Genomic DNA, 21,856 nt, shown 5'->3' on the forward strand with positions numbered 1-21,856 from the left:
TCACCATTTCTTCGGTCACGATCCTTTTTTCGGCAGCCGTTTTCACCAAAGGCTGTTCCGCCCGCAAACTGCTGGACCAGCCGTGCATAAAAATCGTCGGCGTCGCAGATTTAGTATAGTTTTTGGCCGTCTGATACCGTTGCTGGTACATATGCCCAGCCCAGATCAGCGCTCCGGCAAATGCTAATCCGATCACCACAAGTATTCCGATTTTGATCCATTGTCGCAGTTTGCTAATGATACTCGCCCTTCCTACGATTTTTTCTCTCAATTGCTATTCTTGACAGCCGAACGCAACTTGTTGTTCTTAAAGAACTGAATGATCCAAGCCAATAAAATAGGTGCTGCCAATCCAATAATGATCCTAAAATACCAATTATCGGTAAACGACACGATGGTTGTCAAATCAAATGCAGCACGGTGGTAAAACATAATAATATCCGTATTTTGACCAATGAACTCTAAGGGCAAAAAACCCCCAGCTCGTTCAATTGCCTCGCAAGCGATAAAAACGACCAGGCAGAGGATCGGCGGGATCACAAAAGCCTGCCAGCCGCTATGGATGTTGGATGATTTCAACCATAAGACAAAGTCCAGCTTACCAACCGCATACATATAAATTAAGACTGCGAAAAAAAGTGTCCCCGCCGCGGCATAAATCAGCTTATAATTCCACTTGATTTTTGCAAACCAGCGAAAAACATAGTAGCCCAAAAGCATCCAAAAAACAGCTAACAGCGAGATCTGCGCGTCCCAGGGAAAATCTGATTTTCCCATGAAGGTGATGTCTTGCAATGTGACCCCTAGCGCAAAAAGCCCGATCGCGACACTAAATTGCAGCCAGACTGGTTTAACGTAGGACAGCAGCAAAGTAGTCAGAAAAACAGCTAAAATATAGGCTGTCAAATACCAGAAGACACTTAAATAGTTATTCAAGGTTGAACCGCCATAAAGCAGGCGTCCGAAATAAAAGAGTGTATAATCCCAAGATTGGTCTCTGAAATAATGACTCAAAATGATCAGGATCGAACCATTCAGAAGATAAGCGATGAGCAGCGGTCGCAAACGATGACCCAATAGGTAAGTCCACCCTTGATAATCATGACTGATCTTTTTAAGAAAAAAGCCGCCAAGCATAAAAAAGAGGGGCATGTGCCACCAATAAATTGCGTTATATGCAACATCCAGACCTTTGCCCGCAACATCGTTGATCGCATGGCCTGAAACCACAGCAATGATCCCAAAGCACTTAGCGTAATCGACCCACAGTATCCTTTTTTTTGCACTCATAAAAAGCCGCTCATCATCCTTCAAGTTATAGAATTAAAATCTTACTGATACATCATCTTCCTAAAATATATCATTTTTCAGAAAAAAACTATTCTTTTCGCGCTTGTCCTTTGAAAATTCACAAAAAGTTAAAGGAAACAGCCCCAGCAGCACTTCCTCACTTAGATGTATCATTAACCAGCCAGCAGCATAATTGCAAATAATTTGCCCTAAAAAGTAAAAGGCACCGCCTCTGCAAGTCGAGAAAGTGCCCATTTTGATTAGATATCAGCCTCACAGTGTTCCTTGTCGCAGGTCTCAAGCTGAATCGTAACATGTTCGATCTTAAAATCATGTTCTAATCCGTTAGTCACTGCATCAAGTGTCTTAAAATAATCACAGTCTCTGCTGATCTCTAAGTGCGCAGATAAAGCAGTTTGCGTGGTCGACAAGGGCCAGATGTGCAAGTCGTTGATAGCCTTGACCTGAGGTATCTTCAGCAAATATTTTTCCACGGCTGAACTTTCAATTCCCCGCGGAACAGCGTTAGTTGCCATCGCAAGCGATTCACTCAAGACACTCCAGGATTCATACAAGATGAAGATTGCTGCCAAGATCGAAACCACGGGATCCAACCAGCGCCAGCCTGTAAAACTGATAATGAGCCCAGTAATGACAACGGCTAAACTAAGTAGGGTATCGCCGAAAAAGTGCCAGAAGTTGCTGCGATCATTGAGTTCCATACTGCCCTTCATCAGGTAGGATGTCAATCCATTGATCAAAACCCCGCCAAAAGCTACGAGTGCAACCAGCCATCCAACCGGTTGCGCTCCGCTCGTCTCGTGCATTAAGCGCACGATCGATTCCCAGATCACGGCGGTCAAACTAACAAACAAAATTATTGAATTGGTCAGAGCCGACATGATCGTCGTGTTGTAAAAGCCATAGGTATGCCGTTTGGTCGGCTTCTTACTCATCAAATACAGCGCAAACAAAGAAAGTACTAGCGAAAGGACATCTGCCAGATTATGCACAGCATCAGTTACAAGGGCAATCGAATTAGCGACTCCGCCAAAGACAAATTCAATCACGATAAAGATAATATTCAGAATGATCCCAACCCAATATCTTCTACTGGCTAATTTAGTGTGACTCATTTTCTCACTATTCATCGGCTCACCTCCTGACCTTGAACTATTCTAAATGCTTGACATGCTCCATAACGCTATCTAGGATGGTCAGCACATGCCGGTCGTCCAAGCGATAAAAGACCTGTTTACCAACACGTTCGCTGGCAACTAGATGGATCTTTTTTAAAGTTGCCAGCTGGTGTGAAACCACCGATTGTTCCAGCTGCAGCTGCTCTGCCAGTAAGGAAACGTTTTGTTCCCCCTTTTCCAAGGCATAAAGCAACTGCATCCGTGCCGGATTACTCAAAGCTTTAAAGATCTGTTGGGCGTGCCTTGCCTCATCAGCTGTAATTTTATTAGTTTCCATACACTGCTCCGTTAATTTTATATGTTATATGTTACATTTATCATATAAAACGTATTCAGATTTGTCAAACAAAAACTACTTTGCTTGCGAACGGATTTTCCTTGGTGCGGCCTTGGACTTAACTTCGCGCAATCTTGGTCCAAGAAACTTGGTCTTGGGCCTAACTTTCCACTATCTTGGTCCAAGCTCACAAAGCCAAACTGACCTAAGAAAAAAGCCCAGAAATCAACTTGATTTCCAGGCTTGCTTAATTGTTTATTCTTCATAGTGGTCATGCAGATAGATCCCGATATCGTCAACAAAAATTTTCCCAGTATACGGCTTGGCTTGACTCAGCACCATCCCAGTTTTAGCGTAGGCCAAAGTAGAAGTGCTGGTTGCCTTAACAGCCGTTCCCATGACTTCTCCGCTGTCGCCGTTTAGTCCAGAAGGAATATCAATAGCGTGGATCTTGACACCCGACTGGTTAGCCTTGTCGATGGCTGTTGCAAAATCACCCTCGACAGCACGCGCTAATCCGCTGCCGAACAGCCCATCCACGATTGTTGTGTACTGCCCAAAATCCTCATCTAAGAAAACGTGTTTAACTTGGTAATAATCACAGATCTGCAATTGTCTTTCCATCTGCTCACTGCGACTTTGCGGTTTGCCGATCAGCAAAACACTCGTGTCAAAGCCGTGTGTTTCAAGCAAACGCGCCACGTCAAGTGCGTCACCGCCGTTATTTCCAGACCCGACTAAAACCAAAACCTTAGTCAGGTCAAGCTCATCATTCGCCAATAAATCTCCATATATTTTCAGGGCTGCCCGTTCCATTAAAACAAGCGAGGGGATCCCGACCTCATTGATCGTTTTTTGGTCCAATTCGCGTGATTGCTGGACCGAAATTGTTTCTGCCACAAATATCGACCTCCCTATCTTCAAATCATTCCTATTTAATTTGCATCCCTATCATACATCAGATGAAGAACTAAAGTGAAGAATTTACAGTTTTGCAAATGAAGACCTACTTGCCCAACGGGATCACAACTTTAAAGACAGACCCAGCTGGATAATTATCACCGATCGTAATTTTGCCATGGTGTTCAGTCACGATCCACTTAGCGATCGGCAGTCCCAGACCATTGCCCCCAGTCTCTGAGTTGCGCGAACGGTCAGTTCTGTAAAAGCGCTCAAAGACGAGATCCTTTTCTTTATCCGGGATCCCTGTGCCGGTGTCATAAACCCGAAAAGTCAGATCCTTTTTACTGCTAACAGCCTGGCAAGTGATCGTTCCCCCGCTTGGGGTGTATTTCAAGGCATTGTCCAGCAAGATCACCAGTAATTGTTTGATCAGATCCGCGTCAAACTTCCCAGTTCCAGTCACATTATCTTCTATCACAAAAGATTTATTCTGGCTGCCAGCAATTTCTTCATACGGCAAGACCGTCTTTTCAAGCCACGGCTTGAGAGTGACTTCCTGCTTATTGAGCTGGACCATACCAGAATCGGACCGTGCCAGCATCAGCAAACGTTCACTTAGAACCCGCATGTGCTTGACCTCATCTAGAGTCGTGCCGATCTCATCAATGCGATTCATGATCTGATCACGAGGCTTAGTCAGCAGGTATTCCATCTGATTTTGAATGATCGTCAGCGGTGTCCGCAATTCATGGGCGGCGTTACTGCTAAACTCCTGCTGTCTCTTCCACGAGCGCAGGATCGGCTTCATATTTTGCCGGGAAAGATAGTAGGCCACGCCAATGGCTAAGACCCAAAATGCGATCAGGGTGATCATCAGTGATTTTCGAAAACTGTTGATCGCCAACAGTTCAGAATCAATGTTAACCAAAAGCAGGACATAGTGGCCCGCATACTGTTTATCAGCACTGCTTTTGGGCACTTTCACCAAAAGCTTGCGAAAGTAATGTGCTGAGTTTTCACTGTTGCCAGAATAGAGAGTTAATGTCTCTTTTTGATTCAAATCTTTCTTATTTAGCCTTAATTGCGTAAAGATCTGCAAAGGGCCGCCGGCAAATTCAGCCGCATTCAGTACACGGCCCTTACTATTATAAATAATCGTTGTCGTCCGAAACTGGGCGGAGTTGGCCGGGGGCGCTGCGATCCTTTGCGAACGGTTCCCGTGCTGTCGAAAATTAGGTCCCCTTTTGGCTGACTTGATCTGTGTCTTTTGCCCATTTAAACCGCTGTCGATGTTTTGATAGATCGACTGCCGGAAAAAAAAGTAGATCACTCCACCCAAAATCAAGAACAAGATCGCAAAACTAATGAGGATCTTAAAGAAAAGTCCCCACTGCTGCTTACCTTGGATCGGATCGATTTTTTTATTTTTGACTTTCACCAGTTACTTAGCCCTCCACTTCGAACATATAGCCGACATTTCGGAGTGTCCGAATCGGCTGCTGCCCAGTTAATGACTTAATTTTCTTGCGCAAATTACTAATGTAAACTTCGACGACCGACAAAGCAGTTTCCGAATCAAAGCCCCACAGCCGATCAAAGATCTGTTCCTTAGTCACAATCGTTTCAGGATTTTGGAGCAGATATATTAGCAGATCATATTCTCGCCCGTTCAGATTTAAAACCTGACCATCGACTTGGACTGAACGATTACTGGTATCAGCTACAAATGAACCAACTGACAAGAGGCTGTCTTTGCCTAACCTGCCGCTTCTTTTCAGCAAAGCTTTGACCCGCATCAATAATTCTTCGCGGTGAAAGGGCTTGGTCAAATAATCATCTGCGCCCAATTCGAAGCCATGCAGCTTATCAGTCAGTGCATCACGTGCTGTTAAAACTAGGACCGGCATATCAATATGATCCTCATTCCGCCATTTTTTCAAAATATCATAACCATTGATTTCCGGTAACATTAGATCCAAAACTGCCAAATCATAAATCTCATCTTCACCTAAGGTCTGACCTTCGAAACCATCAGATGCAATTGTGACATCCGCTGACTCGGATAGAAATAGTTTTAAGCTGTGCGCCAAGGCCGCATCGTCCTCGACGATCAATATTTTCAATGAATTCATCTTGTCCTCCGTTCAGCGACAAAAAAGGCTTCTTTTTGCCGCAAATAAAATTCCCTTTCCTATAAGATAGACCTCATTGCTTAAACTTACCATAAAAAATTACTTTCTAGTTTTAAGTCAATTTTAAGGTCACCAGCCTAAACTAAATTTCGTTATCACAACAAGCACCACAAATTGAGGTAGTTGTAGCGTTCAGCTTAAGACCCATGTTTTTAAAAGTTGGGGCTTAAGATTCAAACTCGAGCCCCACATTCTTTAAAGTTGGGGTCCAAGATCTAAACTCGAGCCCCACATCCTTAAAAGTTGGGGCCCAAGATCTAAACTCGAGCCCCATCTTCTTAAAAGTTGGGGCTTAAGATTTCCAAGCTGAACCTGCCTACTTCAGTCAAATGATGCTCTGTCTATTAAAGGAGGTGATCTTTTGCCGCAGAGTCTTAAGCAATTCATCAAATTTTGTTGCATCGGCGGGATCAACACATTGTTAACTTATTTAATTTACTTGCTCTTGTACCACTCGCTAGGCAACACCGTTACGATGGGCATCGGCTACGGGCTCACTTCCTTAATCGGCCTGCTGCTCAATAATCGCTGGGTCTTTCGGCCAAACGCAGCCGTTTTACCGATGGTCATTAAGTTTTATTCCACTTATGGGATCACCTGGTTGTTGAGTGTCGTTTTCACTTTTGCAGCCACTAATTGGTGGAACATCACGGCCGAATTGATTCCAATTTTAAGTCTGTTTTTAACTACCCCCACGAATTTTTTACTCAGCAAATTCTGGGTTTTCAAAAATGGACAAACTGTCAAAAATATTTAGTTAATCACTGGAGGAATGAACATGTTGGAAAAACAAGGACAAGTACCGGATAGCGGTACACCTGAAAAAAAGCAGGAACGAAGGTGGCGCTTTGACCCCTACCTGATCGTCATTTTAATAGCTGCCCTCTTCTTATACGGGTGGGCGATCTGGAAAGCAGGCTCTGCCAACTCATTTTACACCGCGGCCATCACAAGTATGACCCAGAGTTTTAAGAATTTCTGGTACGCCAGTTTTGATCCTGCCGGTTACATCACCGTTGATAAGCCGCCGGTCGCACTTTGGTTTATGGCAATCAGTGCCAAGATTTTCGGCGTGCATGGCTGGAGCGTTGTTTTACCTTCCGTCTGATTCGGGGTCGGTTCCGTCTACTTGATGTATCGTTTGGTCAAACCTTACTTTGGCTCAATTGCCGGACGTTTTGCCGCTTTAGGCATGACTTTAACTCCGATCGTCGTCGCTGATTCTCGCACTAACAATATGGATGCGACCTTAGTTTTCTTCTTATTATTAGCGCTGTTATTTCTAGAAAAAGCAATTTTCAGCAAAAAATCATGGTGGGTCATGGGCAGTTTCGCCTTGATCGGTGTCGCCTTTAATATCAAAATGCTGCAAGCATTCATGATTTTACCTGCCATGTATCTCTTCTATTGGCTAGCAGCCAATGAAACATGGAAACAAAAAATTAAGAAATTAGTACTAGCTACAATAGCACTGGTGATCTTCACTCTCGCGTGGCCTTTATCAGTTGATTTGACCAACTCCAGCAGCCGGCCTTATGTCGGCGGGTCAACTCACAACTCGGTCTTAGAATTAGCCTTTGGGTATAACGGTTCAGAACGTCTGTTAGGACAAACTACAGGGACCGGCGGCTCATTTGGCAATGGGATGACAAGCAAATCCAGCAAGAAAAATGGTAAACAAGGACAAATGCCGACCGGAGCTCCAACCGGCAAAAAAGGAATGACCGGTGGTGCTCCGACTGGAAAGACGACTAAAAAAGGTGGTGCTCCGACTGGAAAAGCCGGTCAAATGGGCGGGACCCAAAATGGCGGCCCAGGCGGCACTAAACAGAAAGGCGCTGGCGGTGCTGGCGGAGGCGGTGGTGCATTTGCCATCGGTACAGCCGGTCCGTTCCGGATCTTCCAATCAGACCTGGGGCCGCAAATCAGTTGGCTCTTACCATTCGCTCTCTTTGGGATCATCGGCGGCCTGGTTTACTACAGAGATCGCAAGAAAAAATGGTACCACTTAACAGCTCAGCAAAAACAAACGATCCTCTGGGTCGGCTGGTTAGTTCCGGTTTATGGCTTCTTCTCGATCGCTTCTTTCTTCCATCCGTATTATATGATCATGTTGGCACCAGCCATTTCTGCCTTATTTGGTATCGGGGTCAAGTCCTTGAGCGAACTAAACCAAGGCTTGCCGCGGACCGATTGGAAGTTTTACCTCTTGCCGCTGGCAACTATTGCCACAGCAGGGCTGCAGTCCTGGTATGTTTACAGCTACTATCCATGGCTGACTTATATTATTTTAGCCTTAGGTGTCGCCTTTGCCGGTGCTATGATTTTAGCTCACGATCACTTGATTAAGAAAATTGCCTTAGTCGGTGGTTTAAGCACAATTTTGGCTGCTCCAGGCTGGTGGTCATTGACACCGACCCTGGCTGCTGAATCATCAGCGATCCCATCAGCCGGTCCTTCGCTTCTCTCCAGCAGCGGCGGTGCAGGCGGCGGTACTCCAATGGGTGATTCCAACGTCAATACTAAACTTTTGAACTATGTCTCTAAACGGCAAGGAAATGCCAAGTATCTAATGGGTACCAATGATTCTAACTCTGCTGCACCGTATATCATCAAGAGCGGTAAAGCAGTTATGGCCTTAGGGGGCTACAACGGAACTGACGAAGCCTTGACCTTGAAACAGTTCAAACACTTAGTTAAAACCGGTCAGATCAAATACTTCTATATCAGCGGTAAAACAGCTTCTGCTTCTTCCGGCCAAATTGGCAAGATCCTCGCCTGGATCAAGAAGAATGGTACCAAAGTAAATGCCAGCGCATATGGCGGCACAACGACCCAAGCAACTGCTGGAGCAACTAAGTCCAGCTCTAGTTCAGCCAAAGGACAAATGCCAAGCCAAGGAACCAACTCACAGGCTGGCGGCCAAAATGGTGCACCAGGCACAATGGGCATGGGTCAAGGACAAGGCGGACCAGGAACCGGCACTGGCAACAGTCAGGGCGCTCCAGGTAACGGTACTAATAAGAAGCCAACTAAAAAACCTTCCAAGAAGATGAGTAAAAAAATGACTAAGAAAATGAAAAAAGCCATGAAGAAAAATACCCAAGCTGGCGGAATGCAGATGGGCGGCGGAATGCAAAGCGGCGTCTTATATGATTTAAGCTCGATCTATGATGCAGACTAATAAACACTAAACTGCTTAACATCACTCGCTTCTCTTTGCCTGGTTATTAGAAAGGAGAACTTCCATGCAAACACTGATTTCAATCGTTTTACCAGTCTATAACGAAGAGGCCGGGATCACACAAACTATCAAAGTTCTGGAAAATTTCGTTGCCACTCAGCCGCAAGACTTTGAGCTACTTTTCGTTGATGATGGCTCGACCGATGCCAGTGTCGAACTTATCAAATCGATGCAAAGCAAATATCGTAACATTAAACTAGTCCAGTTCTCCCGCAACTTTGGTCACCAGCTGGCCATTTCCGCGGGGATCCGTTATACCATGGGCGATGCCGTTGTCGTGATGGACGCTGATTTGCAAGATCCGCCCGAAGTCATCCCTGCAATGATCAAGGAATGGCAAAACGGCTCCCAGGTCGTTTACGGCAAACGGAGAAGCCGCGCCGGTGAATCCTGGTTTAAAAAAGTCTCTGCCTCTGCTTTTTATCGCCTGCTCCAGAAAGTGTCTAGTATTGATATCCCCTTAGATACCGGTGATTTTCGCTTAATGGACCGGCAAGTTGTCAACCAATTACGGCGGATGCACGAAACAGACCCCTTTGTTCGAGGCATGGTCAGTTGGATCGGCTTCAAACAAAGCTCAGTTGAATACGAGCGTAAAGAACGAATTGCCGGAACGACAAAATATCCACTGAAAAAAATGCTAAATTTAGCGCTGAGCGGCCTCACATCTTTCTCGGATCTGCCACTAAAGCTGGCACTAAACCTCGGTCTGGTCTCACTTGGATTCTCAGTGATCTACTCACTGTTTTCCTTGTTTAACCACTTTAATTCCATGAACTTTATGATCGGTTCATTGTTTGGAACCACGGGCTTGATCCTGATCAGTCTCGGTTTAGTCGGAATTTATCTCTATCAGACCTTTAAAGCTTCACGCAAACGTCCACTCTATATTGTCGCTAACACCAGCGGCTTTTCGGAAAGCGAGCGTGAACAGCATGAAATAAAAAAGCTGCCCAGAACCGCCGACCTCCAAGTCAGAAAAATTAGGCTGTAAAGCCCAAAAAAGCAAAACCCTAGTTAATGGGTTTTGCTTTTTTTTGCTGCTTTTAGAGCTGTCATTTGGTTCGTTGCACTTCAGCTATAAATTAACTAGAACTAATTAAGAAAAAATATTTTTCTCTTAGTCCAGCAATGAGAACTTCAATTTCATGCGGGCAGAGCCGACTGTGACCATCTTGCCCAACAATTTCTTGCTTTCCTTGATATAAATATCAGCCATCTCTTGGTTAGCCTTGGTTGACAATTCATCAATGTCTTTAGCATCTGCAGCTTCCTTAGTAACGCGGGCGATCACCGCACGGCACTGGGCTTGCGTTGTTTGTTCGAAGTCTGATTCCAAATCACTGTACAGAGAGTAGTTGGTATCGCCAAATGTCCCCAAAGTCCGTGAGAGCCAGTAAGCTGTATTTGGATCATATTCAGCTGTTGCGTCTTTAAATGAAGCTGGTGTGTCAGTGATATTGATCAAGAATGGCACAAAGGAACTGAACGTATTCGGCCCGAAACCTAACCAGTGGATCGCTGCTACTGCTTCTGGAACGTTATTTCTGATTTGTAAGATGTGGCTTTCTTCGTTCCGGTTGATCCCAACTGGACGGAACAAAGTCTTGTCTTCTAATTCGCCTTCACCATAACGGTCAAAGACTGTGTTTTGGTAGTGAGAGCTCATGGCCCATTTAAAGTCTTCGATCGCTAACTTCCGGTCGGCATGGCAGATAAACGGCAAGTCTTGGTCTTGCGGATCTTGTTCCACGCTTGGTGTGAAGTATGATTGGATATACCAAGCACGCGGATCGTTGTAACGGGTATCCTTGATCGTAGCGGAGCCGAAGATATGGCGGAAATTATAGCCTTCTTCATCTGGATTCAAGAAGTTCTCTTGGATCAGCTGTTCCAAGTCTTCTGAATACATCACATCAGGCGAACCAAAGTCGAAGCTGTCGATGTTCAAGCGATTTGGTGCCACCACATAAGCATCGTCTGGGATCTTGACAGCAGCCCAATGATGACCACCATATGTTTCTAAATACCAGACTTCGTCTTTATCGGAAAAAGCCATTCCGTTTGATTCATAAGTGCCATATTGAGTTAAAAGCGCACCCATTCTTTGGACACCTTCACGGGCAGAATGAATGTATGGCAAAACGATCGTTGGCATGTCTTCTTCACCGAAACCGTCTTTCACCAACGGATCAACAGCTAGGATCCGTGAGTTGGTTGTGATCGTTTCAGTAGCTGACATCCCGATATTTTCACTGTTAATGCCGGCACCGGCCCAGATACCATGTGAATCATCAGAATCTGGTGTCGCAGTATAGCGTAATGGATTATCTGGCAAATCAATTTTAAACTTCGAAAGTTTAGAAGCATAATGTTGCGGCTGATCCTTAGGTTCAACCACAATAAATTTTTGCGGTTCTGCCTTGTCGCTGTGATCTTCTGTCCGAGCTACCAAAGTCGAACCATCGATCGTTGCCTTTTTCCCGGCAAGGATCGTTGTACATGATGAAATGATCTTGTTCATTTTACTTCTCCTTTTTAACTATATAATCACGACTAACTGAGTCGTCTACAATACCATTCTAGCAAATTCTTGGCTGAAATTCGCCTTTTTTATTCGGGAAGTTGCACCAGCTAAAAAAAGACAGCGCAAAAGATGTTTAACATTTCCTACGCTGTCCACGAACTACTAGACTATTCTGCTTTTTGTTTAGCTGGATCGATCGGCCATTGTTCCCAGTCGTAACACCATAAGAAGGCCATCGTCCCGGCACCGACATGCACGCCGATCACGGGTCCGATATCGCTTTTTTCAACCAAAACTTCCGGATAGCTCTGCTTGGCATCATCAGCCCACTGCTGCTCCATCGTCGGGGCATCGGCATTGATCACCGTCAAGCGGACCGGGTAATCTGCTTTGCTTAAAGCAGCGGCGAACTTCTGCTTGATCTGAGCATGGGCTCGTTTCATCGTCCGTTCTTTTTCCAGTGCCAAGATCTTGCCTTCCTTGGTAAAGGTCAGCACTGGTTTGATCCGCAGGATGCTGCCGACAAAACCGGAGGCGTTGGACAATCTGCCCGTGCGCACCAAGTGTGACAGATCATCGACTGCCAAGTAAGCTTCCGTAGTCTCGCGGAATTTTTCCAGTTCCTTGATAATGTCTTCTGGGGTGTAACCAGCGTCAATTAAACGGACGGCAAGCTTAGCCATCGCACCTTCCGCAGTTGAAGCTAAACGTGAATCAAAGGGATAGACTTTGATATTGGACACCGCCGGCAAATAGTTCACCAAGTTTTCATAGAAAGTCGTGATCCCGGAAGAAAGGTGGATACTGATCACTGCATCATAACCATCAGCCGCAAGTTCATCATAAGCCTCTTGCATCTGCCCTGGTGTTATTTGTGCCGTTGAAGGCAAGGTCGATTCTTCTTTCATCTTCTGATAGAAGTCAGCCGCTGTGATATCGACATTTTCTAAATACGTCCGGCGCTCAAAGATCACCGTGATCGGTATCACTTTGATCCGATATTTTTTAGTTTCATCTGGGGTCAAACAGCTGGCCGAATCAGTCACAACCGCGATTTTCATATGCCCTCCACCACTTTTCTGCTAACGGCGTACAACAACGTCAGCTTTCATTAAATACAAATTAATTATACCAAAATAACTCAGCACTACACAATTAATTTAGCCGTCAAAGAGCTTAGAACAGAAATTTGTTAAGTTCAGCGTTTCATTTTCAGTTCTAGGTACAAATCGTTGTACTCCTGCAATTTCTGAGCACCCAGATCCTCGTAAACTTCCATTTTCCTTAACTGAGCTTTACTTGGGTAAAACGCCCGATCGTTTCTGACACTGCTTGGCAGCATTTTGAGCGCCCGTTTGTTGGGCGTCGAATAGCCGATATACCGTGTGTTTTGTGCCGCATTATCCGGTCGCAGCATAAAGTTGATAAAAGCATAAGCACCTTTTTTATTCTGGACCGACTTCGGGATCACGATATTATCAAACCAGACATTAGTCCCTTCATTCGGGATCACATAATGCAGGTGCGAATTTTCAGCCATCATTTCCGAGGCTTCGCCGGAATATTCGACTGCAACTCGCCCTTCTTCGTCAGCCATATACATTTTGATTTCATCGGCCGCAATCGCCTTAATATTGGGACCCAGTTGTTTGAGCTTGGCAGTTGCCTGAAGAAGCTTGGCATGCTCCGTTGTGTTCAGTGAGTAGCCAAAGGTACTTAAACCAACTCCGAGGTACTCCCTAGCACCATCAATAAACATGATCTGATGAGCAAATTTAGGGTCCCAGAGCTTGGCCCAGTGGTCGACGTCACTTTCTTGGTAATATTTATCATTATAAATAATACCTAAAGTCCCCCAAAAATAAGGCACCGAATAGCGATTGTGCGGGTCAAAGGGCAAATTAAGGTAGGCAGAGCCAATGTTGTCCAGTCCCTTTAACTTCGCATGAGATATTTTTTTCACCAAGTGATCCTTGATCATTTTTTGCGTCATGTAATCACTCGGGACAGCAATGTCATAGGCGGTACCGCCCTGTTTGATCTTGGTATACATCGCTTCATTGGAGTCAAAAGTATCGTAGTTGACCTTATAGCCCGTCTCTTTTTCAAATTTCTTGATCAAGGCCGGGTCAAGGTAATCGCCCCAATTGTAAATGTTAACTGTTTTAGCGCCTGACATCCCGCTTTTTCTTTGCAGCTGCCAAATGCCAGCTCCCAGAACTGCGATGATCAAGACGATCCCTAAGAGCAGCGCGCGTAATTTTTTCATCGGCTGACTCCCCTCTTCTTACGAACGCTTTTGGCACTTGCGTCATCTTTACTGATCAGATAATATCCAGCCACCAAAATCAAAGCAAAGATGAACACTAAGGTACTGAGCGCATTAACTTCGAGGCTGACCCCTTGCCGGGCACGTGAATAGATCTCAACTGAAAGCGTGGTAAAACCGCCGCCAGTCACGAAAAAGGTCACGGCAAAATCATCTAAAGAATAAGTGAAAGCCATAAAGTACCCAGCAATGATCCCAGGTGTGAGGTAAGGCAAGATCACATGCGTTAGGGCTTGCCAATTATTGGCACCCAAGTCTTGGGCCGCAAAGACCAGTGATTCATTCATCTTTTTTAACTGCGGTAAGACCATTAGCACCACGATCGGGACCGAAAAAGCCACGTGAGACAGCAGCACGGTCACAAAACCCAAGCCAAAGCCCTGCAAGAGATTGCCAGCGACCGTAAAGAGGATCAAAAAACTGGCACCAATAATAACGTCAGGCGAGACCAAGAGTACATTATTAGCCGCCAGGAGCGCATTTTTGGTCAGCTTTTTTTTGGAATAAGAGATCCACAAGGTCCCGCAGACCCCGACCGCCGTTGCGATCAAAGCTGATAAGAAAGCCAGCAAAAATGTCTGCAGCAAAATGATCAGCAGCCTGGTATCACTGAAAAGTTCTTGAAAATGGACCAGAGAAAAACCGGTAAAGTGATTCATTGTTGCGCCAGCATTAAACGAAAAAGTCAGTAGATAAAAGATCGGCAGATACAAGACAATAAAAATCACGATCAAATAAATTGTCCCAAATTTACTCTTTTTCACCTTGATCCATCCCCCTTTCTCTCACGGGTCAAGCTCATCACCAAGAGCATGACGATGATCAAAACAACACCGATCGTTGCCCCCATCCCCCAGTTTTGCGTGATCAGAAAATGCTCTTCGATCGCAGTCCCTAAGGTGATCACACGGTTGCCGCCTATCAGGCGGGTCAGCATAAACAAGGAAAGGGAGGGGATAAAGATCGCCTGGATCCCGCTATTAACTCCACTCAACGATAAGGGCCAGATCACCTTAGTAAAGGTCTGTCTTTTATTTGCTCCTAGATCATAGCTGGCAAAGACCAGCGATTGATCGATCTCAACTAATGAATTGTAGATCGGCATGATCATAAAAGGCAGTTCGATGTAGGCTGAAACAAAAACAAAACTAAAATTAGTGAATAAGATCTGCTTGGCGGGGATCCCAAACAAGTTTAAAAATTGATTAACTCCGCCATGGATCCCAAAGATCCCGATAAAAGCATAGGCTTTAAGTAAAAGGCTGATCCAAGTCGGTAAAATGACCAGTAATAGCCAAAAGTCCCGGTGTTTAAGCCGGGTTAAAAAGTATGCCGCCGGATAGCCCAGCAGAAGGGTACTCGCAGTGATCAGCAAAGCATACCAAAAGGAGTTCAGCGTCAGTAATAAATAATTGCTGGAGCTAAAAAAAGCTTGATAATTAGCCAGGGTAAAATGGCCATTGATGTCCATAAAAGAGTAACCTAAGATCAAGACGACCGGCGCAAAAACAAATAACAGCAGCCATAACGCATATGGCACTGCAAATAAAGAACGCATCTTGTGCATCGCGGTCTCCCTCCTATTCTTCGTAACTTTCCAAGCGGGCATCGAAGTCTTCTTCCGATTCATTCAAACGCATAACATGAATGTTATCGGGGCTAAAGTCAAGCCCGATCCATTGACCAGGGACCGACTTTTTGGTTGAATGCACGATCCATTCATTACCTTCCTTATCAAAACAATCGATCTCATAGTGGACCCCACGGAAAAGCTGCGCATCAACTTGGACTTGGAGTTTGCCGTGCTCATAGGTAGTCAATTCTAGATCTTCCGGCCGCAAAACGACTTCAACCGCCTCGTTTGGCCGCATCCCGCCGTCGACACACTCAAATTGTTTGCCCGCAAATTCTACTAGTTCGTCTTTGATCATCGTTGCTGGTACGATATTACTGGCACCAATGAAATCAGCAACATAATGGTTGATCGGTTCATCGTAAATGTCGACGGGGCTGCCGCTTTGCACGATCTGACCGTCGTTTAAAATAATGATCTCATCACTCATCGCCAGCGCTTCTTCCTGGTCATGGGTCACGAAGATGAAAGTGATCCCGAGGTTACGCTGCAACTCGCGCAGATCATACTGCATGTCGAGCCGTAATTTATGGTCTAAGGCAGACAGCGGTTCATCCAGCAACAAAACCTTGGGCTCGTTGACAATTGCTCGCGCCAAGGCAACACGTTGTTTTTGCCCGCCAGACATTTCGCTGATCCCGCGCTTTTCAAAGCCGGGCAGCTGGACTAATTTCAAAGCCTGGGTAACTTTTTGCGCAATTTCTTTTGCGGGAACTTTTTTGATTTTCAAGCCAAAAGCAATATTATCGAAAACATTCATATTGGGAAATAAGGCGTAATCTTGAAAAACCGTATTGATCTCCCGTTGGTTAGCCGGCACATCATTGATTTTGCGCCCGTTAAATAAAATATCGCCACTGGTCGGCTGTAAAAAACCGGCTACCATCTTCAAAATCGTCGTTTTCCCACAGCCAGACGGCCCCAGCAGGGTATAAAATTTTCCCTCCTCGATGTCAAAACTCAGGTCTTCTAAGACATTGACATCATTATCATAGGTTTTAGTTATATTTTTAAATTCAATTAGCGGCTGTTTCAAAGTCATCCTCCCCCTTAAATAATCTTGCTCAGGTGTAGAAATATGCAGATCACACCATGGAAACGCACATAATCTCGAATGAGCTTTCTATATAATACACTGTTTAATTCAAATTTCCCACAAAATTTTGCTGCCATAAATAAAAAAAGAAAACAAGGATGGTGCAGCAAAAAAAACAATGCCCACCGTCATTTCTCAATTCAAAAATGACGCAAAAGCATTGTCTTTTCACATTACTTCCTAGCTTATTTTTACTTCAAGTCGCGTAAAGCCTTTTGCGCAGCCACATTGATGATATTCCATGGCTGATCAAATCCTGGTTGGAAAAAGAAATCTGCGTAGGCTAGATCATCTAAGGTCAGCTGAGCCTGGATCGCCAATGAAATTGCATTGATATTCTGGGTTGCATCCTGGGTCGAGAGAACTTGGGCCCCTAAGATCCGTTTGGAATCAGGAGCATAGGTCAATTTAAACCAGACCTGAGCATTCCCGGCCTCATCTGGAACAAAGGACGGTCTGAAAGTATCCGTGACCAGCGTCGATTTAGTCTGCACCCCATAAGCTGAAGCCGTCCCCTCTTTGATACCAGTCGAAGCGAACTTGTAATCAAACACAGACAAGGCACTAGAACCTGAGACAAAGGGTGTTTTGGCAGTGATCCCAACTGCATTTTTACCCGCAATTCGCCCTTGTCTCCGCGCGTTAGTCGCCAAGGCGATCGGAACTCTAGTCCCGTCAGTCGGTGCAAATTGAACCAAAGTCGCATCCCCAACTGCATAGACATCCGCAGCAGAGGTCTGCTGGTGCTCATCGACGACGATCATTTTGTGTTCATCTAGATCTACGACTCCATTAAGCCACTGCGTATTGGGCTTGATCCCTGTCGCTACGACCACCAAGTCAGCCGGATAGGTTCCTTGATCGGTCACGACCTCGCTGACCTGTCCATCCTGGCCGGAAAAGCTCTTAATTGCCTGCCCAGCTGCTGGTTTAATGTCATGTTTTTCCATTTCTTTGGTCAAAATATCAGTCAATTCTTCGTCCAAATATTTGGCCAACAAGCGCGGCAGCAGATCGATCACAGTCACATGTTTGCCCGCTTTGGCAAAAACTTCCGCAGCTTCGATCCCAATATAGCCGGAACCGACCACGACCACATTGTGCACATCGGGGTCAACCGTTTTTTGTTTGAGCTTAATGGCCCAATCACGGCCGCGCATCGCATAAATATTAGCCAAATCATTTCCCGGAACTGGCAAGGCTGCAGGGGTTGCACCGGAGCTCAAAATCAACTTATCGTACTGTTCGTCGCGTTCTGCACCGTTTCTGTGGTCGATCACATGCACAGTATGGCTGGCTGCATCGACAGCACTCACTTCTTGTTCAGTATAGACGTCAACCCCTTGAGACCGCATCCCAGCTGGAGTTGCATAACTGACATCATTGACATTTTTGACGATGCCTTCAAGATACAATTGCATCCCGCAAGACAGAAAAGACAAAAAGTCGCCCTTCTCATACCACTGGATCTGCGCGTCTGGTCGATCCGCCAATACTTCGCGAACTGCCTCGTAACCACCATGCGATGAACCTACAACAATAACCTTCATAATGGATAGATCTTCCTTTCGTTTAAACCAAAATAACCAACGACGATATTTGGCGCCTGTTAACTAAGTTAAATTGTGCACAATCAGTTAACACGGTTACCGTAACATAATTGGTCAAAGATTTAAAATAAAAAGGCTTATCGAAATTTACAGAGAAAAAAGTTTAGTTACTAAGTACCCTATAATTTCTGCTGGACTGACAAAGTAATGTCGGATTCAAAAAAACTGTCCGTCCCATTTCGGAACAGACAGCCTGATCAAGCTCTGCCAATTTACTCAAAATTTAAACGAATCTATTCAGCAGCATTTGGTGAAGAACCTAAAGTGTACACCCATATCTATTACCGCAACTCAGTTATATCAAGGGTTATGTTTTTTGTATTTTCAACCTTTAAAAACAAGCGCAGCTCCAACCGCGATTACGACGAAGACTAGCAGCGTAATCAATGCCGCTAGTATAATACTCAGCAATCTTCCCAACCCCTTTTCCACAAATTGGTCAGTCAAGGGGTCAAAATAAAGTATTTGCGCTAACAATAAGATCCCATATCCTAACTTATTAAGCGAAAAGACTAACAAAACCACGCTTACTGCTAAGACAACTGTCGCTAGTTGGAATTGAATTTTCATATTCTCATGTCTATCTCTCGGCTTAAACGCTCTATAGAGATAGTTTGTTATCTTTTTCAACACTTAAAAACACATATCCTTTGTTATTATCAAAACTAGCGCAACTTTAATACTTTTTTCATTACAATTCCTGTTTATATTAAATATGATAGCAAAGCTTCTCCACAATTGTAAGTGCTATCATTAATGATTGAACATTTGGGATCCCTTTTGATGCTTACGATCGCCTATCACCTGATACTGAGATAGTTGAAGCACCAACTTGGCTCTTGAAAACAATCAGTGGTTTCGCTGAAAACTTTTCAATCATTACAGAAATTCTAGAATTAATTTTTGTTGAATTAAAAAGGTACTACCCAGCAGACTCGTCAGCCTACTAGGGAGTACCTAAAAATAAAGACTCTCAATATTTATTACTACAGCTCAGTAATATCAAGGATCGAGTTCTGTTTTTGCACTTTCAACCTTGAGTCAATTTCTTACCGCATGCTGGCGGCCATCGCGATGATCGTCTCAGCACTTGGACCTGCCAAGGTATAAGTGGTATTGCCATCCTGCCAAGTCAGTTTCTTTTGGCCGCTAACTTCAAATTCACCAGCAGCTAAAGTATTTGGTGCCGGCAAATAATACTTCTCCAAGAGTTCAACGATACTTTTAGCCGTCGCGGTCGGATCTTCGCCGTTAACTGCTGCAGCATGAACCGCTAATGACCACTTGCCTTCGTTCCAATACAAGTAGCGCTGGCCAGCGCCGGAGTCAACATAACCTTGAATGTTATGCCCCAGGTCAACGCTTGGCAAGCCTTGCTGGTCCGAAGCCGGATGATAATTGATCGCAGCTTGGGCTTGCGCAGCTGAACCATAGGTCTTCTTGGTCAGCGTTGCATACGGAGTTTCATTTTGCAGCGATGGATCGTTTAACGGTTTAGCGCTGTTGCCAACACTGTAATAGACCGTAAAGTTGGCACTATTACCGGTGTATCTAGCATTCAGTTTGTCACTGCCCTGACCCAAGCCGTCCTTTTGCGGTAAGAGCACGTGCCCCAATGTCCTATTCAAAGCGGAATTCAAGGTCACGATCCGCGGTTCTGTCGTTGGCTGGCTTGGGGTAGTCGAAGATGAGCTAGCCGCCGAACTCGACGAAGTTGCTGGTTGACTGGAACTGACATTTGAACTAGCACTAGCCGATGCATTTTTACTTGAACTGTTTTTAGCTTTTTTAGTCGACGATTGCTGTTTTTTTTCAGTTTTGACACTGGAAGAAGTTTTTGTGTCCTTCTGATTATTGGTATTACACCCAGCCAGGGTCAAAGCTAATAAAGGAATCGTCACTTTGAGGATCATTTTTTTCATTTGAAACGCCCCCCGCTCTTAGTTTGCTGACAAACTTTACCAAAAGATTATTTGATCTTCTGTGCTAAATAATTATATTGCATGGCTTCCTTAACATCAGTTGTGTCAAAACCAAGTGTCTCTGCAATTGCGTAACTATATGCAAATGCCGTCGCCGGTCCACGGCTGGTCAAAAGATGTGCTTCTTGATCGATCGCCACCATTTCATCGGTATGCACTGCATCCTTGGCCTCTGCCTGGATCTGGCCTTCTAAGCCAGGAAAAACAGTGTAAGTGTGGCCGTCCAAGAGTCCATAACGTGAAAAAGCTGTTGGTGCGGCACACATTGCAGCATTCCACTGTCTTGATTCAGCCCGTTTTTGCATTAACTTCATTAATTTATCGCTGTCGCGTAAATTCTTGGCACCAGTAGTTCCACCTGGAAAGATCACAATATCATAGTCTAACAGACTGTCATCCAAAACTTTGTCGCAAGTCAGCGTGACACCATGCGCGCTGGTGACCTGCAGTTTATCCAAACCGACCATATCAACTTGTCCGCCTAAGCGCCGCAAAACATCCACTGGGCTTAAGGCCTCTACTTCCTCACATCCATCTGCAATCATTACTGCTGCAGTTTTAGTCATATTCTCCATTACTCCTTTCGACAAATCTTAACCTATCTTTATTTTAATGCATTTGTCCAAATTTTTCGAACTTCAAGGGTCAAACAAAGAACACCCGTCTATTGGCGAGTGTTCTATCAAGCTGCTTTTATTTTTAGGCTGGTTGTCGATTTACTTCAACTTCGTTGACTAGGTAGCTGTCCTCAATATAGTGCAACAAGCGCAGCATCCATTCTGGGTCAGCTTTCTGCTGCAAAACTTTCTTGCGTTCCATGTTATACTGGTCGATCGCCTCAATAAAACTGAGGGCACCGAGCAAGGAGAGCTGAAATTTCCGCGTTCTGCGTGAATCTGACGAAAATTTCTGGAAGATGATCAGTTGCTTTAAATCCAAAAAGAGGGCGTAGTTTCCACAATGCGCTACTAAAGAAACCTTGCTATTCATATTTTCATCCCCCTCTTTCTAATTCACGGCAAAAGCTGTTTTATATGCATTGGTACCGTAACCATTATTATAGCACAAATTTATCAGCATAGTGCGGAAGCGCTTAACTTTTTTAACAAATAAGGCCAAAAACCAGTCGTTAATTTTTTCTAATATCACAATTTTATGTTTGCATTCTCAGCTAAATTCAGTAAAATACTTCTATGCGCTTTTATTTTGAAAGGAAATCAGAGTTCCTTTGCACCTTGACTAATTTCACGATGGTATTTCATTTTCTGAAATATCATGATGAAAATCGTTAACCAGAGCGGCTCTAGCTCTTTTTGAAAATGACACTAATGCAGTCTTAAAAGGCATTTCGTGTCAATCGAACTGTCTGGGGCAGGCTTTTGCCAGCCTAGCACTCGGTTGGTCTCACTATTATATTTTTTGAAAGAAGGCTCTTCATATGCACTTAACTAAAGCAACCATGCAAGATCTAGATCAGATCATTGAAATTCTAGCCAACGGACGCGATCAACTCGCCGAACGCGGCGTCAACCAGTGGCAAGGAGAGTATCCCTCCCGCGACCACGTCATCTACG

At 44.7% G+C, this 21,856-nt stretch carries 19 protein-coding genes and 3 pseudogenes; 4 read left to right on the forward strand and 18 right to left on the reverse strand.

What is annotated here, in order from left to right; all coding sequences use genetic code 11:
* From LFYK43_RS00905 to LFYK43_RS00935, 7 genes and pseudogenes are all read right to left on the reverse strand, one after another.
* A pseudogene (locus tag LFYK43_RS00905) lies at nt 1-271 on the reverse strand (hypothetical protein); the annotation flags it as partial.
* The gene (locus LFYK43_RS00910) at nt 268-1,290 is read right to left on the reverse strand and encodes an acyltransferase family protein (protein WP_124974502.1); all 1,023 of its coding nucleotides are present in this window, start codon (nt 1,288-1,290) and stop codon (nt 268-270) included. The gene LFYK43_RS00910 and the pseudogene LFYK43_RS00905, both read right to left, overlap by 4 nt.
* Nucleotides 1,291-1,550: 260 nt before the next feature.
* Nucleotides 1,551-2,441 carry a cation diffusion facilitator family transporter gene (locus tag LFYK43_RS00915; protein WP_124974504.1) on the reverse strand — a complete coding sequence of 297 codons (891 nt, stop codon included), beginning with the start codon at nt 2,439-2,441 and terminating at the stop codon, nt 1,551-1,553.
* Between the two features lie 22 nt (nt 2,442-2,463).
* A complete protein-coding gene (locus tag LFYK43_RS00920) occupies nt 2,464-2,766 on the reverse strand; it encodes an ArsR/SmtB family transcription factor (RefSeq protein ID WP_124974506.1) in 303 nt (100 codons plus the stop codon).
* 255 nt (nt 2,767-3,021) lie between these two features.
* Nucleotides 3,022-3,666, reverse strand: a complete 645-nt coding sequence (locus LFYK43_RS00925) for an NAD(P)H-hydrate epimerase (RefSeq protein WP_124974508.1) — start codon at nt 3,664-3,666, stop codon at nt 3,022-3,024.
* A 106-nt stretch (nt 3,667-3,772) separates the two neighbouring features.
* A complete protein-coding gene (locus tag LFYK43_RS00930) occupies nt 3,773-5,107 on the reverse strand; it encodes a sensor histidine kinase (RefSeq protein WP_124974510.1) in 1,335 nt (444 codons plus the stop codon).
* Between the two features lie 7 nt (nt 5,108-5,114).
* On the reverse strand, nt 5,115-5,801 hold the full coding sequence (locus LFYK43_RS00935) for a response regulator transcription factor (RefSeq protein WP_124974512.1): 687 nt from the start codon (nt 5,799-5,801) through the stop codon (nt 5,115-5,117).
* A gap of 421 nt (nt 5,802-6,222) precedes the next feature.
* Between LFYK43_RS00935 and LFYK43_RS00940 the strand changes: the two genes are divergently transcribed.
* From LFYK43_RS00940 to LFYK43_RS00950, 3 genes and pseudogenes are all read left to right on the forward strand, one after another.
* Nucleotides 6,223-6,618 carry a GtrA family protein gene (locus LFYK43_RS00940; protein ID WP_124974514.1) on the forward strand — a complete coding sequence of 132 codons (396 nt, stop codon included), beginning with the start codon at nt 6,223-6,225 and terminating at the stop codon, nt 6,616-6,618.
* Nucleotides 6,619-6,639: 21 nt separating this feature from the next.
* Nucleotides 6,640-9,045, forward strand: a pseudogene (locus LFYK43_RS00945) (glycosyltransferase family 39 protein).
* Between the two features lie 64 nt (nt 9,046-9,109).
* Nucleotides 9,110-10,099, forward strand: coding sequence for a glycosyltransferase family 2 protein (locus LFYK43_RS00950; protein ID WP_124974516.1), 990 nt, complete (start codon nt 9,110-9,112; stop codon nt 10,097-10,099).
* Between the two features lie 126 nt (nt 10,100-10,225).
* Here LFYK43_RS00950 and LFYK43_RS00955 read toward each other — a convergent pair whose 3' ends face one another.
* The 11 genes from LFYK43_RS00955 to LFYK43_RS01005 all read right to left on the reverse strand — a co-directional run bounded on the left by LFYK43_RS00955 (nt 10,226) and on the right by LFYK43_RS01005 (nt 21,272).
* The gene (locus LFYK43_RS00955) at nt 10,226-11,629 is read right to left on the reverse strand and encodes a C69 family dipeptidase (RefSeq protein ID WP_124974518.1); all 1,404 of its coding nucleotides are present in this window, start codon (nt 11,627-11,629) and stop codon (nt 10,226-10,228) included.
* Nucleotides 11,630-11,799: 170 nt separating this feature from the next.
* Nucleotides 11,800-12,693: a DegV family protein gene (locus tag LFYK43_RS00960; protein WP_124974520.1), complete on the reverse strand. Its 894-nt coding sequence runs from the start codon at nt 12,691-12,693 to the stop codon at nt 11,800-11,802.
* 137 nt (nt 12,694-12,830) lie between these two features.
* On the reverse strand, nt 12,831-13,901 hold the full coding sequence (locus LFYK43_RS00965) for an ABC transporter substrate-binding protein (protein WP_124974522.1): 1,071 nt from the start codon (nt 13,899-13,901) through the stop codon (nt 12,831-12,833).
* Nucleotides 13,898-14,725, reverse strand: coding sequence for an ABC transporter permease (locus LFYK43_RS00970; protein WP_124974524.1), 828 nt, complete (start codon nt 14,723-14,725; stop codon nt 13,898-13,900). Before LFYK43_RS00970 ends, LFYK43_RS00965 begins: the two co-directional genes overlap by 4 nt.
* Nucleotides 14,722-15,528 (reverse strand): ABC transporter permease, encoded by an 807-nt coding sequence (locus LFYK43_RS00975; RefSeq protein ID WP_124974526.1) that lies wholly within the window; start codon nt 15,526-15,528, stop codon nt 14,722-14,724. The genes LFYK43_RS00970 and LFYK43_RS00975 overlap by 4 nt, the downstream gene beginning before the upstream one ends.
* Nucleotides 15,529-15,541: 13 nt before the next feature.
* Nucleotides 15,542-16,630, reverse strand: coding sequence for an ABC transporter ATP-binding protein (locus LFYK43_RS00980; RefSeq protein WP_124974528.1), 1,089 nt, complete (start codon nt 16,628-16,630; stop codon nt 15,542-15,544).
* A gap of 251 nt (nt 16,631-16,881) precedes the next feature.
* Entirely contained in the window at nt 16,882-18,240 is a 1,359-nt protein-coding gene (locus LFYK43_RS00985) for an FAD-dependent oxidoreductase (protein WP_124974530.1), read from the reverse strand.
* Between the two features lie 384 nt (nt 18,241-18,624).
* Nucleotides 18,625-18,870, reverse strand: a complete 246-nt coding sequence (locus tag LFYK43_RS00990) for a hypothetical protein (RefSeq protein ID WP_124974532.1) — start codon at nt 18,868-18,870, stop codon at nt 18,625-18,627.
* 479 nt (nt 18,871-19,349) lie between these two features.
* Nucleotides 19,350-20,222 (reverse strand): hypothetical protein, encoded by an 873-nt coding sequence (locus LFYK43_RS00995; RefSeq protein ID WP_124974534.1) that lies wholly within the window; start codon nt 20,220-20,222, stop codon nt 19,350-19,352.
* Between the two features lie 47 nt (nt 20,223-20,269).
* Nucleotides 20,270-20,848, reverse strand: coding sequence for a DJ-1 family glyoxalase III (locus tag LFYK43_RS01000; RefSeq protein WP_124974536.1), 579 nt, complete (start codon nt 20,846-20,848; stop codon nt 20,270-20,272).
* A gap of 133 nt (nt 20,849-20,981) precedes the next feature.
* Nucleotides 20,982-21,272 carry a hypothetical protein gene (locus LFYK43_RS01005; protein ID WP_124974538.1) on the reverse strand — a complete coding sequence of 97 codons (291 nt, stop codon included), beginning with the start codon at nt 21,270-21,272 and terminating at the stop codon, nt 20,982-20,984.
* A 448-nt stretch (nt 21,273-21,720) separates the two neighbouring features.
* On the opposite strand from LFYK43_RS01005, the pseudogene LFYK43_RS01010 reads away from it, so the two are divergent.
* Nucleotides 21,721-21,856: pseudogene (locus LFYK43_RS01010) on the forward strand (GNAT family N-acetyltransferase); the annotation flags it as partial.

Origin of the sequence: Ligilactobacillus salitolerans, assembly GCF_003864415.1 — a bacterium.
Classification (GTDB): Bacteria; Bacillota; Bacilli; order Lactobacillales; family Lactobacillaceae; genus Ligilactobacillus; species Ligilactobacillus salitolerans.

Bases quoted from the DNA above. Each gene is read 5' to 3' on its own strand.
- LFYK43_RS00910 (WP_124974502.1), bottom strand. From the start codon at position 1,290: ATGAGTGCAAAAAAAAGGATACTGTGGGTCGATTACGCTAAGTGCTTT.
- LFYK43_RS00915 (WP_124974504.1), bottom strand. From the start codon at position 2,441: ATGAATAGTGAGAAAATGAGTCACACTAAATTAGCCAGTAGAAGATAT.
- LFYK43_RS00920 (WP_124974506.1), bottom strand. From the start codon at position 2,766: ATGGAAACTAATAAAATTACAGCTGATGAGGCAAGGCACGCCCAACAG.
- LFYK43_RS00935 (WP_124974512.1), bottom strand. From the start codon at position 5,801: ATGAATTCATTGAAAATATTGATCGTCGAGGACGATGCGGCCTTGGCG.
- LFYK43_RS00950 (WP_124974516.1), top strand. From the start codon at position 9,110: ATGCAAACACTGATTTCAATCGTTTTACCAGTCTATAACGAAGAGGCC.
- LFYK43_RS00955 (WP_124974518.1), bottom strand. From the start codon at position 11,629: ATGAACAAGATCATTTCATCATGTACAACGATCCTTGCCGGGAAAAAG.
- LFYK43_RS00960 (WP_124974520.1), bottom strand. From the start codon at position 12,693: ATGAAAATCGCGGTTGTGACTGATTCGGCCAGCTGTTTGACCCCAGAT.
- LFYK43_RS00965 (WP_124974522.1), bottom strand. From the start codon at position 13,901: ATGAAAAAATTACGCGCGCTGCTCTTAGGGATCGTCTTGATCATCGCA.
- LFYK43_RS00975 (WP_124974526.1), bottom strand. From the start codon at position 15,528: ATGCACAAGATGCGTTCTTTATTTGCAGTGCCATATGCGTTATGGCTG.
- LFYK43_RS00985 (WP_124974530.1), bottom strand. From the start codon at position 18,240: ATGAAGGTTATTGTTGTAGGTTCATCGCATGGTGGTTACGAGGCAGTT.
- LFYK43_RS00990 (WP_124974532.1), bottom strand. From the start codon at position 18,870: ATGAAAATTCAATTCCAACTAGCGACAGTTGTCTTAGCAGTAAGCGTG.
- LFYK43_RS00995 (WP_124974534.1), bottom strand. From the start codon at position 20,222: ATGAAAAAAATGATCCTCAAAGTGACGATTCCTTTATTAGCTTTGACC.
- LFYK43_RS01000 (WP_124974536.1), bottom strand. From the start codon at position 20,848: ATGACTAAAACTGCAGCAGTAATGATTGCAGATGGATGTGAGGAAGTA.
- LFYK43_RS01005 (WP_124974538.1), bottom strand. From the start codon at position 21,272: ATGAATAGCAAGGTTTCTTTAGTAGCGCATTGTGGAAACTACGCCCTC.